This window comes from Burkholderia sp. PvR073 (genome assembly GCF_054055695.1).
The window spans coordinates 248,305-263,027 of sequence record NZ_JBSRXO010000008.1 but is presented as its reverse complement, the minus strand read 5'-3'; the positions used below and the strand labels follow the sequence as shown (position 1 = coordinate 263,027).

Here is a 14,723-nt window from a genome sequence, read left to right as displayed (position 1 = left end):
CAGCCATTCCGAAAGCGGGTTGGCGGCCGTCCAGTTCAGCATCGAGCGCGACTGTCGTGTACGACGCGACGCAAATGCGGACGGAATTCCCGTTTGCCGACGTGCTCCGCCTGACGGCGCGTCGCATCAAAGCCGGAACGCCGTGGCTCCCGCGGCCGCGCGTTCCCTTCGAGTTCGATGACAACGAGGCCGGATGAAATCTGGCTCGACCTCCGGGGGCTCTCGCCGTGTGCAGTTTCGATCTTCGCCAAAGCTGCGGAAACGCAGCACGGACCGGCGGCCATGCGCCGCCGCCCGCAGCGCACGCGAACGGTTCGCAGAGTGGAGAAAGTGATGGTTCGCTATGAATATGCCAATAACGCGCGATAAGAGCGCCGGCGCGGGGAGGACTACCGGGCAGCGTCCTTTGATTTACTGGACGCAGTCACCGTCCGTCATGCTTCGCAAGGAACTCGCGCGACGCGACTGGAAGGTGACGATCGTCGCGCACGCGAGCGAGTTGCGCGACACCTCCGGCGAAATCACCTGCGGCATCCTCGACCTGAGCGGCGGCCACGCCGACGCGATCGGCAGCATCGCGTCCACCTGCGCGTCGATGCGCGATGTCGTGTGGGTCGCACTGGTCGAGACCGGTCAGACCGCGTCCCCGAACGTGCGCGCGCTGTTGCGCGACTATTGCTTCGACTACATCACGTTGCCGGCGTCGCATCAGCGGATCGCCGACACGGTCGGCCATGCGTACGGGATGGAATGCCTGTTCGCACGCGATCGCGAACGCCTCGAATCGCAGGAGAACGGCATCGTCGGCACCTGCAGCGCGATGCTGCGGCTGTTCGATACGGTGCGGCGTTTCGCGCGCACGGACGCACCGGTGTTCGTGTTCGGCGAGACGGGAACCGGCAAGGAGCTGACGGCCGTCGCGATCCATCGTCATTCGGAGCGGCGCAACGGCCCGTTCGTCGCGGTCAACTGCGGCGCGATCCCGCCGCACCTGCTGCAATCGGAACTGTTCGGCTACGAGCGCGGCGCGTTTACAGGCGCGAACGCGCGCAAGGCCGGCTACGTCGAAGCCGCGAACGGCGGCACGCTACTGCTCGATGAAATCGGCGACCTGCCGCACGAGAGCCAGGCGAGCCTGCTGCGCTTCCTGCAGGAGCGCGCGATTCATCGCCTCGGCGGCAGCGATCCGGTGCCGGTCGACGTGCGGATCGTCTCCGCCACGCACGTCGACCTGCGCGAGGCGATGGAAGAAGGGCGGTTTCGCGCGGATCTGTTCCACCGCCTGTGCGTGATGCGCATCGACCAGCCGCCGCTGCGTGCGCGCGGCAAGGACATCGAACTGCTCGCGCATCACATGCTCGAACGCTTTCGCGGTGACGCGCGCCATCGCGTGCGCGGCTTCTCGACGGATGCGATCACGGCGCTCTACAAGCACGACTGGCCGGGCAATGTCCGCGAGCTGATCAACCGTGTGCGGCGCGCGGTGGTGATGACGGAAGGTCGCCTGATCACCGCGCAGGATCTCGAACTCGAATATTGTCTCGACGCGGCTTCGCCGTCCGTTGCCGACATCCGCAAGTCGATCGAGCGCGAAGCGATCGAAACGGCGCTGCTGCGCACGCGCGGCCGCGTCGCTGCTTCCGCGCGCGAACTCGGCGTATCGCGCGCGACGCTCTATCGCTGGATGGAAGCGTACGGCATCGAGCGGCCGCGCGGTACGGGGTCGTCGGACTGACGCGCGCGGCGCGGCCGCGCAACCGCACGGGCGACGCCGGCCGCGTCAGCCGGCCGGCGCGGCGCGCACGGTTCGTGCGGCGTTGACCGCGCGGATATCGACGGTCGGCGGCGCGCCGGCGGCCGCTCGGTCGCCCGTGTCGGCGAGCGGCATGAGCGCGACGCGTGCCGGCGTGCCGGGGGCGAGATCGAACCAGTCGTCGCGCGGCACGAAGCCCGGCGCGTCGATCTGTACGTGACGGGCGACGTGGCGCGTGTCGATGTCGACGTGCCACGTGTCGCCGATGCGCGACACACATGCCTCGATGCCGGGCTCGCGGCGTGCGAACACGGCCGGATGTGTGCGGGACGGGAAGTAGAACGCCTGCGACAGCAGCGTGCCATCGTCGGCGCGCAGTGTCGCGACGACGGTGTCGTGCTCGCAGGGGCCGAAGCGATACGCGTAGGTCCAGTCGAAGAAGCGGCCGAGCAATTCGGCCGAGCCGAGCCGCACCGTGTCGTGCGCCGCGATCCGGACCGGCCCGCCGGCCCGCGCGACCGGCGTGCGGCCGTCGCGCAGCGCGACCAGCTCGACGGCCGCCGACAGCGGCGCCGGTCGCTCGTTGATCACATGCACGTCGAGGCCGTTCAGCCCTTCGTCGACGAGCAGGACCTGCACCGGCTGAAGCACCTGGCGCAGCGCATACCACGCCGATTTCGGCCGATGCGTCGCATCGATCAAGCCCCATCCGGCGCCCGGCATCACGTCCTGGAACTGCCAGACGAGCGCTCCCGCGCAGCGCGAGCCGGTGCGCCGCCATTCGGCGAAGGTGTCGCGCATCAAGTCCGCGATCGCCGCCCGCGACAGCTCGAAGTAGCGCGACGGATCCTCGCGTCGCAGGCGGTCGGGCGCCACGTCATACAGCGTCTGCAGATAGTGATCGCGAATATCGTCGAAATCCCACGACGTGCCGGGGTCGCGCGGCACGGCCGCCTTCCAGCGCGGCTCATGAACGCCGGGCCAGCCGAGGCTCGCGAGCATCGCGTCGCACGGCACGTTCGCGAACGCGAGGCATTCGCTCGCGAAGCGCACGTCGGCGCGGCGCGCGTCGTCGAGCGGGCGCAGGTACGCGCCGACGCCGTAGTAGTGCGACACGCGCTCGCGCGGCAGGAACGGCAGTGCGCCGCCGTCCGGCGAGTCGGGGACGTAAAGCGCGTCGGGCCGCCGTGCCGCCGCATGGCCGGCGAGGCGCTCGGCGGTCAGTTCGAGGAAGCGCTGCTTCGGCCCGAGCCCCGACATCGCGGCCTGCTGGGCGATCTCGCTGCCGCCGCACAGCACCGCGAGCGACGGCGACGCGCGGTGGCGCGTGAGGAACTGTTCGGCTTCGCGATCGACGGCGTCGGCGAACGCGCGATCGTCGAGCGCGTAGTCGAAGTTCGCGAACATGAAGTCCTGCCACACCAGCAGCCCGAGCCGGTCGCACCACGCATGGAATGCGTCGGCCTCGTAGGTCATCGTGCCGCCGACGCGAATCATGTTGAAGCCGGCGTCGCGCGCGTGCCCGAGCAAACGGCCATAGGTCGCGTCGTCCGCGTGCAGCGCGAGCGGGTCGGCGCTGCTCCAGCAAGCGCCGCGCGCGAACACGCGCACGCCGTTCACGCGCAGCCCGAACCCCTTGCCGTCGTCGCCGGCGTCCGGTTCGATCGTGCGGAAACCCGTCGCACCGAGCGGCCGCCGTTCGGCGCCGATGTGCAGCGCGACGTCGTAGAGCACCGGTTCGCCGTGCGTGTGCGGCCACCAGCGGCGCACGTTCGGCACCGCGACGCTCGCATGCAGCCGGTCAGCGCCAATGCGTTCGAGCGTCGCGTGGTGCTCGCCGCACGACAGCCGGGCCGCGAACGCATCGGGCAGCGGAGCAGCGAACGCGAGTTCCGCATCGAGCCAGCCGGTGTCGCCGTCGATGCGCGCATGCAGGTCGCAATGGACGAGAACCGGGCCGTCGGCCGGGTCGAGCACGTCGACGGGCCGCCACGGTCCGGTCGGCACGCAGCGCGGAAACCAGCCGGGCATGTGCCCGAGCAGCGACGTGCGAACGGTGCGCAGCGTCGCCGGTTCGGCCAGCCGCGTGCGCCAGCGTGCACGGCGCGATGCGCGCGCGTCGCGCAGGTGCGGCGCGAGGGCGCGGAAGCAGAGGGTGAGCCGGTGTGTGCCGTCGAGCGACACGGGCACGTCGTGCGCGACGAACATGTTGTCCGAGCGCAGGATCGGCGCATCGTCGAGCCATGCCTCGGCGAGCGTCGCGAGGCCGTGAAAGCGTAGCACGCGTGGCCCGTGTCCGCGCAGTTCGACGCGATACCAGTGGTCGCGCTCGTCGAGCGACGCCGTATCGTCAGGCTGGCCGGCCAGCGCGAGCGCTTGCGCGACCGTGCCGGGGGCGGGGGCGGCGATCCAGCCGTCGGCGGGGAGGTCGAGCGGCCCGCGCACGGCGCCCGCGGCCGTTGCGAGCATCGACCACGCAGGCGCGGCGTGCGCGGCACGCGTGCGCGTCACCGCATCACCGGCACGGGAGCCGCGTCGACGCGAACGGGCACCGCATGCCGCAGCGGCGGGGCGATCTGCCGTGCACAGTCGATCAGGTCGGTGTAAGCCGCTTCGATCGCGTCGAGCGTCGCGTCGCCGCGTTCTTCCTTGCCGCGCGCGCAGGCTCGCGCGAGCCGGAATTCCAGCACCATCGCCTCGGATGCGATGCGGTCGCAGGCGGTGCGAATCTCGGCGAACGGCCCGACGCAGCCGCTTGCCTGCAGCCAGCGCGTGTAATGGCCGAACAGTTCGAAGTTCGCGCCGAGTTGCCGCACCGAATTGAACGAGTACGCGTGGAAGCGTTCGAGCGGCGAATCGGCGAGCGACTTCGTATCGATCCGCAACTGGCGCCGGAACGCCGTGATTGGATTGACGACCGGCAGGCGGCGCAAGTGCCGCTGCAGCGACGCGAGCGAGACTTCGCACAGCACGCGCTCGTCGAGCGGCGCGAAGCGACGCTTCGCGCATTCGACGTAAGGCGGCAGCGGCATCGGCGAGTTGCCGCCGACGAGGCCGTTGTAGTCGAAATCCTCGGCCACGTAATAGCCGCTGTTGTGGAAGTAGCCGATCTGGCGGCGCGTGCGATCGATCGCGTCGATGCCGATCGTCGTCTTCGTATGCTGCGCGCGGTAGCTGCTGCCGCGGGTGTCGGGCAGGAACCACGCGTCGACCTCGACGATCATCAGGTGGCCGCGCGCGACCTGCGTCTCGATGTGCTGGTCGAGCGGTTCGTAGATCGAGTGCTCCTGCACGACGATCCCGTAGAGCCGCTCCAGTTCGTCGTGCGGAAACTTGAAGAACGTGAACTGGTCGCCCTCGAAATCGAGCGCGATCGTAAATGGCAGTGCCGCGTACGGATTCAGGCCCCACCACCGGAGCACCTCGAGCCACATGTCGACGTAGCAGTTGGTCTGTTTCCAGACCATCTCCTGACTGTGCAGCGGGTGCGGCCGGTAGTGGCGTGCGCGATGGCGCACGTCCTCGAACGACGCGTCCTCGCCGTCGCGGGACACGAATTTCATCGCGTGCCCCACAGCACGTCGCGAACTTCAGGCGGCCATGCGTCGAGATCGAAGCCGTGATGACGGAACAGCGCGAGCGTCAGCCGCTCGAGGCCGAAACCGACGCAGCCCGTGTGTGCGACGTCGCCCGTCGCGGTGCGGATGTCCCACAGCAGCCCGAAGTGATCCATGTGGTAGTTGAAGCTCAGGCACGCGGTCTGGCGGTCGTCGTGTTCGATCGGAATCAACAGCTCGAACTTCAGGTTCTGCTCGCGCTGGCTGTTCGCGACGATCTTGCCGCCGCGTCCGAAGAACGGATCGTTCGCGAGATCGATCGCGTTCGGTAGGCGCAGCGCCTCGATCATCCGCGTGCCGCGCTCCATCCACGTCTCGCGGAACGCGACGATCTGCTCGGGCGTGCCGATCCGCACGTATTCGCGCATCCGGAACAGCTGCATGCGGGTCGGGTCGAGCGACGGCTCGTGGCGGAAGCAGTACGAGAACACGTCGACGATGCGGCCGTCGCCGGGCAGCGCACCCGCGCGCGCGACGACCGGATAGACCGGGTAGCAGGCGGCCGGCGTCATCACGACGTAGGTCGGCTTCTGGCTTTCGGTCCAGTCCTCGCCGCGATCGAGGCACTGCAGCACGCGCTGGTGCCGCTGTTCGTCGCCGCAGAACGCATGCACGCTGCCCGCGAGTTGCGGGAAGCTCTTCATGTATTCGCTGCGCTCGAATTCGGTGCGGCTCATCGCCGGCGGGAAGCGCAGCACTTCGGCCTGCTGGTCGGCGCCCAGACGCGTGACGAACGCGTCGAGCCCTTCGACGACGCGCTCGAACCGCTCGCTGCGCCCGAACAGGCCCTGGATCCCGGTCGACACGAGCAGGCCCGCATCGATCAACGCGTCGCGCAGCGGATTGACGCCTGCGCGATCGAGCGGCGCGTCGGACGCGATGGAGGCGGAGGGTACGGCGAGGCGATCGTTCACGAATGTTTCTCCAGCGTCGCGGGACGCAGTGCGAGCAGCAGGCTCGAGGTATTGGCGGCAATGCGGTCGTTGCTGATCATCAGCGGCGCCGCTTGCAGGTCGCGAAGGTGGCGGCCGATGCTGAACGGCGTGCCGTGCTTGTAGCCGGCCATTCCGCAGATCATCATGGCCTGCTGCGCGACCTCGAGCGCCGTCGACGACACATAGGTCTTCAGCGTGTTGATCTCCGCGGCCCAGGCCATGCCGGCCGACCACGAGCGGGTAGACGCGCTTGAATGGAGGCGCAGCACGTTGTCGACGCGCGCCTGCATCGCCTGCATCAGCGCCAGCGATTCGGCGATGCGCCGCGACGCGGGCGACGGCGCGCCGTCGGTCTGGCGCGCCTGCGCGCGGAAGAACTGGTGCGCGCGGTGGAACGCGTCGCCGGCCACGCCGATCCACACCGCCGCCCACAGGATGTGCGAAACCGGCACCATCGTCTGTTCGGCGATCTGCGCGAACGGCACGGGCAGGCATTGCACGGTCGCCCCGTGGGCGTCGAGCACGAAGCCGTTGCTGCAGGTGCCGCGCATGCCGAGCGTGTCCCATTCGCCGCGGCGCGTGAGCGTATAGCCGTCGCGCAGCAGCGTGACGAGCACCTGTTCGGACGCCGGCGCGTCGGCATCGCGCCGTGCGGTCGCGAGGATGCCGTCCGCGTAGTCGCCATACGAGATTGTTGGCGCGGATTTGTGCAGCCGGAATTCGCCGCCGTTGGTTTCGAGTGCGCACTGGCTCGCGCGCAGGTTGCCGCCGACGCCGTCCTCCGACGTCGCCGACGCGAGCAGCCATTGATGGCGCACGAGCTGCTGCAGGAACAGCTTGTGCCAGCCCTGGTCGGCCGCGTGGTTGACGATGCATGCGACCTGGATCTGGTGCATCGCGAACACCATCGCCGACGATGCGCAGGCCTGGCCGAGGATCGAGCATGCCGAGGCGATGTCGGCCAGCGACGCGCCCATGCCGCCAAGCTGGGTCGGGACCATCGCGCTCAACAGGCGGCGCGCGCGCATGGCCTCGATCGCCTCGACGGGGCAGCGCGCGTCGCGATCGACGGTATCCGCGTGCTGGGCGGCGATTTGCGCGACCGCATGCGCGGCCTCGTCGAGCCGGCGGGCTTCGTCGTCGGCCGCGAGCTCGGGAAGTAGCGCGCTCATGCGGAATGCTCGGAGCGTTGCAGGGTCGCGATCGTGTCCGCGAGCGCGTCGATGCTGCGGAACAGGTTGCGGTTGAGCATCTCGTCGGGAATCTCGATGTTGAACTGCTTTTCGATCGCGAGCATCAGCTGGATCGTGTCGAGCGAGGAGAGGCCCGCTTCGTAGAGGTCGTTCCCGTCACCGATCGAATCGATCGCGGCTTCGAGATGGGCGACGTGCTTGAGGATGGTTCTGATGTCTTTTTTCACGTGCTGCTCCGGCGTGCGTGGTGTCGTCCGCTCGGGCGGACGCGCATCGCGCGCTGACATCCCCCCGGCAGCCCGGCATCAGTAGACCATTCGCACGCACGGCGTTCTGTTCGCCACCCTACAATCGGCTGACCCGGCGCGCCCGCGAGCGCCGACCTGCCGTGCGCGTCACGCGCGCGCCGCGGCGCTCACGCCCGAGTCGGCCGACAGGATGCGCTTCATCTCGTCGCGTACGATCGCGCGGCAGCCGCACGACAGTTTCTCGAGGCCGGCCAGATCGGCGAGCACGATCGAGCTCCGGTACTGGCGGATCAGGCCGAGCCTCTGGATCTCCCCGGCTGCGTCCGTGACTGTCTCGCGGCGCACGCCGAGCATCTGCGCCAGCATGCTGTGGGTGACCTGGATCTCGATGCTGCGCGACCGGTCGTAGGCGAGCAGGAACCATCTGCATAACTGATGTTTGAGGACGTGATGGCGGCTGCAGAACGTGATCTGCGCGACCTGCGCCATCAGCAGCCGCACGCAGACGAACACGAGATGGCGAATCACCGGCGACGCGTCGAACGCGGCGGCGAAGATGCGCCGGTCGAGCCGGTAGACGAAGCCGTCGCGGCATGCGACGGCGCGGCACGGCATCCGGCCGCTGCCGCCGATCACGTCGTCGCACACGACGCTCTCGCTACCGATCTGGGCAACTTCCAGCGTCATGCCGCCGGTCGACACGTACTGCAGTGAAATCGCCGTCGTGACGGGCAGGTAGACCGCGGTGAGCATTTCGCCGGGTTCGCACAGCACCTGGCCCGATTTCAGATGCACGAGCTGAAGGTTGGCAATCAGCGTGGCGCGTTCGTCGCGGTCGACGGCGGCGAGGAACCGGTTGGCGTCGAAGCTGTGGGAAAGCTCGATCATGCCGCTCGCGTGGGCGACGGCGTCATTGGCCTGGTGAGTCACGGCGCATCCTCGTAAAGGGCGATCGCGCATCGCGCGGCGGCACCCACGAGGGATTTAGCACGCGCGTGCGGATTTGTGTTCGTCGGAATTCGAATGCCGATAGTGGGAAAAGGCTAGCACGCAATTGAATTAGATAAATTTCGCATTACGTCATTTCACAAAGTTTGACGATTCGATGAAAATCAAAATGTTATGTGGATTTGAAGTTCATGTTTTCGTGAATTAATCGTATCGAAGTGGATTGGCGGATAAGTGATGAATTCAGTGCTGATCGTGAATCAATCGGACGACGATGCAAATCGTACCGGGAAATTATTCGGAATGTATTGAACATTATTTGACAATCAATATTGGTGGCTCGTTTTATTCAATTGAATCATAGGCTTAGTTGGGATGTGTGCGTTAGCCTACAAAGCCGCGAATTAGTGGATCGATTCAAATTTGAGACAGTTTCAAACGGTCATTTGAGGCCCGGTACGCTGCTCCGGCGCCGTGCGGGACATCACGGAAACAATTGAAAACGGGCCGTAAGTATTTGAACGATAAGCGTCGCGCACCGCTGCTGGCGCCACCGCGCGCGACGTGATCATTGATCAGTCGAATCGCATGCTGTGTCCGCGACGGCGGGGGGTGTCCGGAAATGAGACGCTTTTTGCAGTTTTCGACCGGCTATTCAGGTGCTCTGAATCGCGTGTCATTTATATATTAAGGATGGAGCGGGTATTGGCACGTAAATCGCTTATTCGGGCAGGCGTGTCGAAACGGGACTGCCGATTCGATCCGGCGGCGTGAAGCCGAAGGTCGATTCGGTCGAGGGTTGTGGCCGCAACCCGCGTCGTCGTCCGGGCGCGCATCGCGATAACGAGTTCCGCTGACGCGGCTGCATGCGGCGCGGACAATAAAAGGGATACAGCCATGCTTCATCTTCACTCGAGCTACTCGGCGAATGCCATTCTCGGTGCCCTCCCCGAGGACAGCATCCGTGCCATTGCACCGCATCTCGAACTGGTCAGGATCAAGGCCGGCATGCTCGACCGGGTCGGGGAGCCGATGCGCCACCTGCATTTCCCGACCACCGCCATGATGTCCGTGCAGCACCTGATGGAGGACGGGGCGATGGTCGAGGTCGCGATGGTCGGCCGCGAAGGCGCGGTCGGCCTGGCGACGCTGGTCGGCGGCACCGCGGTGTCGAACCGCGTCGAAGTCCGCATCGGCGGGATGGCCTATCGCGTCCCGAGCTGCATCATGCGCTCGGAATTCGAACGTTCTCCGGCGACGTACCGCCTGCTGCTGAACTACTGTCAGGCGATGATGGCGCAGGTTTCGCGCAGCGCGCTGTGCAACCGCCACCACTCGGTCAGCGAGCAATTGAGTCGCTGGCTGCTGCTCGCGCACGACCGGATCGACGGCGACGAACTGGCCGTCACGCAGCAGACGATCGCGAACATGCTCGGCGTGCGTCGCGAAGGCGTGACGGAAGCGGCCGGCAATCTGCAGGAGGCCGGGCTGATCCGGCAGCGGCGCGGCCGCATCACCGTGCTCGATCGCGACGGTCTGGAGCGTCAGGCATGTGAGTGCTACGAGCTGATTCGTGCGGACTATCGCCGGCTGCTCGGCTCGCGAGCCGGCGCGCGAGCGATGCCGGTGCGGCAGCGCATGCAGGACATGCACGGCGGATTCCCCGCGCACGGTGCGTGACGATGCATGCGCTGGCGGGTGGAACGAATGCGATGCGGCGTGCCGCGGTCGCCGCGGCCGACGTCGCGCTCGTGCTGGCGGGAACCCTCGCCGCGCAGGCCGCGATGGGGCTCGCGTGGCGTGATCTGTCGGATGCGCAGCGCGGCGCGATTGCATTGCTGTGCGTGCTGACCGTCGCGCTGTTGCCGCGCACCGTGCGCGTGTCGCGCGGTGGGGCGTCGCCGCAGGGCGGCGGGGTCGTGCTGACGCGCACGGTGGTTGCCGTCGTGTGCGCGGGCGCGCTGACGGTGGTCGGCACGATGTGGATCATGAACCGTGGCGGTACGGTCACGACGCGCTGGATCGCGCGGACGGTGCTGTCCGGCGACGCGGCGCTGCTGCTCGGCAGGCTGGCGCTATGCGCGCTGGCGATGCAGCGCGGCGATCCGCGCGCGCGGCAGCGGCGGGTCGCGATCGTCGGCGCGACCGCTTACGGACGCGTGGCGATCGAGCGCATGCAGCTCGAGCCGGCCGGACTGTTCGCGGCGGCCTGCGTGTTCGACGACGATGCGCCGGCCGCCGCCGCGGCGGACGGGATCGGCGGTGTGCCGGTGATCGACGACTGGGTCGCGCTGCGGCGCATGATCCGCGCGGGCGAGATCGACGAAGTGTGGCTCACGCTGCCGATGTCGCACGAGTCGCGCATCCGGCGCATCGTGCGCGAACTGCGTGACGAGTTCGTCGAGCTGCGGTTGTTGCCGGACGTGCGGCAGATGGCGGTCGTCGAGCGTTCCGCGACCGATGTGCTCGGCATGCCGGCGATCAACCTCGCGACCACGCCGCGTTCCGCACCGGAACTGTGGGCGAAGTTCGCGTTCGACCGGCTGTTCGCGGTCGCCGTGCTGATTCCGCTGCTGCCGCTGCTCGCGGTGCTGGCGATCGCGGTGAAGCTGTCGTCGCCAGGGCCCGTATTGTTCAGGCAGCGTCGCAAGGGCGCCGACGGGCGGGAGTTCCATATCCTCAAGTTCAGGACGATGCGCGCGCATCGCGCGCAGCCGGGCGTCGTGCGGCAGGCCTCGCGCAACGACGCGCGCATCACGCCGGTCGGCGCGTTCCTGCGACGCACGTCGCTCGACGAGCTGCCGCAGTTCTTCAACGTGCTGTCCGGCCAGATGTCGGTGGTCGGCCCGCGTCCGCATGCGATCGAACACGACGACTTCTACCGGCAACTGATCGACTGCTACATGTATCGCTATCGCGTGCGGCCGGGGATCACGGGATGGGCGCAGGTGAACGGCTATCGGGGCGAGACGCGCAAGGTCGAGGCAATGGCCGCACGCGTGAAGCTCGACCTGTTCTACATGCAGAACTGGAGCTTCTGGTTCGACATGAAGATCATCCTGATGACGGTCGTGCGCGGCTTCGTCGGACGCAATGCATTCTGATTGAGAGGAATGCGAAGTATTGCGGGTGAGGAAGTCGGCCTCGATTCAACAGGCACCGCAACCGCAAACCAGAAACCGGCCCCGCGCTCAACTGTCCGACGGCGGCTGCCCACCCGCCGGCAATGCAGCGGGCGAGACGGCCGGCGAAGCGGCGGGGTGAGCGTCGGGCGCGGTTTGCGCGCTGGACGGCTGGATGGCGTGCTGAATCGTCGGCACGACCATCGTCGGGAACAGGGCCGCAAGGGCCACCCAGATGACGACGCCGAATACCATGACGTTCTCCCGGAAAGCCGCGGATTCGCCGCGCATGTTTTCAATCTATGACGCAACTTTGTACAGGGGATTGATCGATCTCAACGGCCGCTATGTCGGACGAATGCGCTCGAGCGGGTTTTCGCGTCCGTCCCCGGTTTCCGTGCGCGCGATGCGGGCGCTGACGCCGGTCAACACATGCGTGTGCATTGGGTTTATGCTGCGTCGAATGCGTCCGGCGCCTCGTGCGGCCGGGCGCGTATCCGGGCACGGCGCGACAACCACGCGCCGCATGCCTCATTGCGCGGGAACCCGGAAAAGGAGAGACGGCGATGGCGCTCGACCAACAACAACGGCAGACGCTGCAGCGGCGGCTGACCGAGAGCGAGCAGACGTTGCGGGCGGATATCCGGACGACCGAGGACCAGCGCGCGTCGGAGTCCTATGCCGAACTCGCCGGCGCGGCGCCGGACGAGGGCGACGAGGCGAATGCCGATCTGTTCGTCGACATGGATCATGCATTGATCGGCATGAAGCTGGCCGAGTTGCGTGCGATCGGGCGCGCACAGCAGCGCATGCGCGACGGCAGCTACGGCGAGTGCATCGACTGCGATGCGCCGGTCGACTACGAGCGTTTGCTCGCGCGGCCGAGCGCCGAGCGCTGCACGCATTGCCAGTCGGTGTACGAGCGTCGCTACGCGACGACGCCACGCGCATCGCTCTGACGTCGGCACCGGGGCCGCGCCGGCAGCGGGCCCCGCGCAGCGCGACACCGGCAACCGGAGCAGATGACCAACGGGCGCCCGCCGCCGTCGACATGCGGCGCCGGGTGGGCAGACGCCGGCGCGTCAGCGCACGGCGCCATCCACGTGGAAGGGAGCCACGCCGATCATGCCGATCCACAATGCCGAGTGCGCGGCCGTATTCGCCGAAATCGCCGACATGCTCGAGATCCAGGGCGCGAATCCATTCCGGGTGCGCGCCTATCGCAACGCGGCCCGTACGATTGCCGACTACGGGCGCGACATTCCGGCGATGATCGCGAACGGTGGCGATCTCGGCCAGATTCCCTCGATCGGCGCCGATCTCGCGGCGAAGCTGCGCGAGATCGCCGCGACCGGCACCTGCGAACTGCAGCAAACGCTGCGCCATGCGTTGCCGGGCGCGATCGTCGAACTGCTCGACGTGCCGGGGCTCGGCGCGAAACGCGTGAAGGTGCTGCATGATGCATTGCACGTCGATTCGCTCGAACAGTTGCGCGCCGAAGCGAAGAGCGGGCACGTGCGCGCGCTGCCGGGCTTCGGCGCGAAGACCGAAGCGCATCTGCTCGACGCGATCGACGATCGCCTGCAGCGCGAGCCGCAGCGCTTCCTGCTGCCCGATGCCGCGCAATCGCTGAGACCGATGCTGGAGCGGCTGCGCCAGGTGGCCGGCGTCGGCGACGTGGTGCCGGCCGGCAGTTTTCGGCGTTGCCGCGAGACGGTCGGCGATCTCGACATCCTCGTGAGCGCACGCGATCCGGCCGCGGTGGCCGACGCGTTCGTCGGCTGCGGCGACGTCGCGCGCGTGCTCGCGAACGGCAAGACGCGTTCGAGCGTCATGCTCGGCAACGGGTTGCAGGTCGACCTGCGCGTCGTCGACGCCGACGCGTTCGGCGCGGCGCTCGTCTATTTCACCGGATCGAAGGCGCACAACATCGCGCTGCGCCGGATCGCGCAGGCCGGCGGCCTGAAGATCAACGAATACGGCGTGTTCCGCGGCGACGAACGGATCGCGGGCGCGACGGAGGCCTCCGTCTACGAGGCGATCGGCCTTCACTGGGTGCCGCCCGAATTGCGCGAGGGCCGTGGCGAGATCGACGCGTCGCGCGCCGGCACGCTGCCGGCGCTGGTCGAGCGCAAGCACGTTCACGGCGATCTGCACGCGCATACCGACGCGTCGGCCGGGCGCGACAGCCTGCGTGCGATGGCGGACGCGGCCCGCGCGCGCGGGCTCGCGTATCTGGCCGTCACCGATCGCATGCCGGATGCCGGCGGCGGCCGTACCGATTGCGACTGGCTCGTGCGGCAGATCGACGAGATCGACCGCCTCAATGCGTCGTTCGATGATTTCGTGCTGTTGAAGGGCGTCGAGGCCGGCATTCGCGAGGACGGCAGCCTCGATGTGCCCGACGACGTGCTCGGCCGGCTCGACCTCGTCGTCGGCGCGGTGCGCGACGGCTTCGACCTGCCGGGCGACAGGCAGATCGAGCGGATCCTGCGCGCGATCGATCATCCGTATTTCACGATCCTCGCGCATCCGACCGGCCGGCTGCTCGGCGAACGCGACGCATGCGAACTCGACGTGCCGCGCGTGCTCGCCGCGGCCGCCGCGCGCCGCTGCTTCGTCGAACTCGACGGCGACCCGCGGCGGCTCGATCTGCCGGACCTGTGGTGCCGCGAGGCCGCGAAGGCCGGCGTCGCGGTTGCGATCGGCTCGGACGCCTGCTGCGCGGACGATCTCGACAACCTCGGATACGGTGTCGGCCACGCGCGGCGCGGCTGGCTCACGCGGCACGACGTGCTCAACACGCGCACGCTCGCGCAACTGCGGCCGCTGCTGGCGCGCACGATGGGCGGTGCGGACAGCGCGGGCGGCGCGTCGAAGCGCGACCGCCCGAAGGGCGCGTGACGG

The 14,723-nt window shown here is 68.0% G+C and carries 12 protein-coding genes; 5 read left to right on the top strand and 7 right to left on the bottom strand.

The window, feature by feature from the left end; translation table 11 throughout:
- Positions 1-343: 343 nt before the first annotated feature.
- Complete coding sequence (locus tag ACVK00_RS23680) at positions 344-1,735, top strand: sigma-54 dependent transcriptional regulator (protein ID WP_166722732.1); 1,392 nt, start codon at positions 344-346, stop codon at positions 1,733-1,735.
- Between the two features lie 45 nt (positions 1,736-1,780).
- Here the strand turns inward: ACVK00_RS23680 and ACVK00_RS23675 are convergent, their stop codons facing one another.
- The 6 genes from ACVK00_RS23675 to ACVK00_RS23650 form a co-directional block, all read right to left on the bottom strand.
- Complete coding sequence (locus ACVK00_RS23675) at positions 1,781-4,222, bottom strand: glycoside hydrolase family 2 protein (protein ID WP_456826961.1); 2,442 nt, start codon at positions 4,220-4,222, stop codon at positions 1,781-1,783.
- Between the two features lie 38 nt (positions 4,223-4,260).
- Positions 4,261-5,316 (bottom strand): DUF1839 family protein, encoded by a 1,056-nt coding sequence (locus ACVK00_RS23670; protein WP_284893986.1) that lies wholly within the window; start codon positions 5,314-5,316, stop codon positions 4,261-4,263.
- A complete protein-coding gene (locus ACVK00_RS23665) occupies positions 5,313-6,284 on the bottom strand; it encodes an amino acid--[acyl-carrier-protein] ligase (RefSeq protein ID WP_284893987.1) in 972 nt (323 codons plus the stop codon). Before ACVK00_RS23665 ends, ACVK00_RS23670 begins: the two co-directional genes overlap by 4 nt.
- Positions 6,281-7,477, bottom strand: coding sequence for an acyl-CoA dehydrogenase family protein (locus tag ACVK00_RS23660; RefSeq protein ID WP_228909764.1), 1,197 nt, complete (start codon positions 7,475-7,477; stop codon positions 6,281-6,283). The genes ACVK00_RS23665 and ACVK00_RS23660 overlap by 4 nt, the downstream gene beginning before the upstream one ends.
- Complete coding sequence (locus ACVK00_RS23655; protein ID WP_284893988.1) at positions 7,474-7,725, bottom strand: acyl carrier protein; 252 nt, start codon at positions 7,723-7,725, stop codon at positions 7,474-7,476. The genes ACVK00_RS23660 and ACVK00_RS23655 overlap by 4 nt, the downstream gene beginning before the upstream one ends.
- 168 nt (positions 7,726-7,893) lie before the next feature.
- Positions 7,894-8,676: a Crp/Fnr family transcriptional regulator gene (locus ACVK00_RS23650; RefSeq protein ID WP_284893989.1), complete on the bottom strand. Its 783-nt coding sequence runs from the start codon at positions 8,674-8,676 to the stop codon at positions 7,894-7,896.
- Between the two features lie 915 nt (positions 8,677-9,591).
- On the opposite strand from ACVK00_RS23650, the gene ACVK00_RS23645 reads away from it, so the two are divergent.
- Both ACVK00_RS23645 and ACVK00_RS23640 read left to right on the top strand, forming a co-directional pair.
- Entirely contained in the window at positions 9,592-10,374 is a 783-nt protein-coding gene (locus ACVK00_RS23645) for a Crp/Fnr family transcriptional regulator (protein WP_228909766.1), read from the top strand.
- 32 nt (positions 10,375-10,406) lie between these two features.
- Positions 10,407-11,798: an undecaprenyl-phosphate glucose phosphotransferase gene (locus tag ACVK00_RS23640; protein ID WP_284894058.1), complete on the top strand. Its 1,392-nt coding sequence runs from the start codon at positions 10,407-10,409 to the stop codon at positions 11,796-11,798.
- 87 nt (positions 11,799-11,885) lie between these two features.
- On the opposite strand, the gene ACVK00_RS23635 is transcribed toward ACVK00_RS23640, so the two are convergent.
- Entirely contained in the window at positions 11,886-12,071 is a 186-nt protein-coding gene (locus ACVK00_RS23635; RefSeq protein WP_284894059.1) for a hypothetical protein, read from the bottom strand.
- A gap of 311 nt (positions 12,072-12,382) precedes the next feature.
- Here ACVK00_RS23635 and ACVK00_RS23630 point away from each other — a divergent pair, with 311 nt between their 5' ends.
- Entirely contained in the window at positions 12,383-12,775 is a 393-nt protein-coding gene (locus ACVK00_RS23630) for a TraR/DksA family transcriptional regulator (protein ID WP_228909767.1), read from the top strand.
- A gap of 166 nt (positions 12,776-12,941) precedes the next feature.
- Entirely contained in the window at positions 12,942-14,720 is a 1,779-nt protein-coding gene (gene polX / locus ACVK00_RS23625) for a DNA polymerase/3'-5' exonuclease PolX (RefSeq protein WP_284893990.1), read from the top strand.
- Positions 14,721-14,723 lie beyond the last annotated feature (3 nt).

Bases quoted from the DNA above. Each gene is read 5' to 3' on its own strand.
- ACVK00_RS23635 (WP_284894059.1), bottom strand. From the start codon at position 12,071: ATGGTATTCGGCGTCGTCATCTGGGTGGCCCTTGCGGCCCTGTTCCCG.
- ACVK00_RS23675 (WP_456826961.1), bottom strand. From the start codon at position 4,222: ATGCTCGCAACGGCCGCGGGCGCCGTGCGCGGGCCGCTCGACCTCCCC.
- ACVK00_RS23660 (WP_228909764.1), bottom strand. From the start codon at position 7,477: ATGAGCGCGCTACTTCCCGAGCTCGCGGCCGACGACGAAGCCCGCCGG.
- polX (WP_284893990.1), top strand. From the start codon at position 12,942: ATGCCGATCCACAATGCCGAGTGCGCGGCCGTATTCGCCGAAATCGCC.
- ACVK00_RS23670 (WP_284893986.1), bottom strand. From the start codon at position 5,316: ATGAAATTCGTGTCCCGCGACGGCGAGGACGCGTCGTTCGAGGACGTG.
- ACVK00_RS23630 (WP_228909767.1), top strand. From the start codon at position 12,383: ATGGCGCTCGACCAACAACAACGGCAGACGCTGCAGCGGCGGCTGACC.
- ACVK00_RS23680 (WP_166722732.1), top strand. From the start codon at position 344: ATGAATATGCCAATAACGCGCGATAAGAGCGCCGGCGCGGGGAGGACT.
- ACVK00_RS23640 (WP_284894058.1), top strand. From the start codon at position 10,407: ATGCGGCGTGCCGCGGTCGCCGCGGCCGACGTCGCGCTCGTGCTGGCG.
- ACVK00_RS23645 (WP_228909766.1), top strand. From the start codon at position 9,592: ATGCTTCATCTTCACTCGAGCTACTCGGCGAATGCCATTCTCGGTGCC.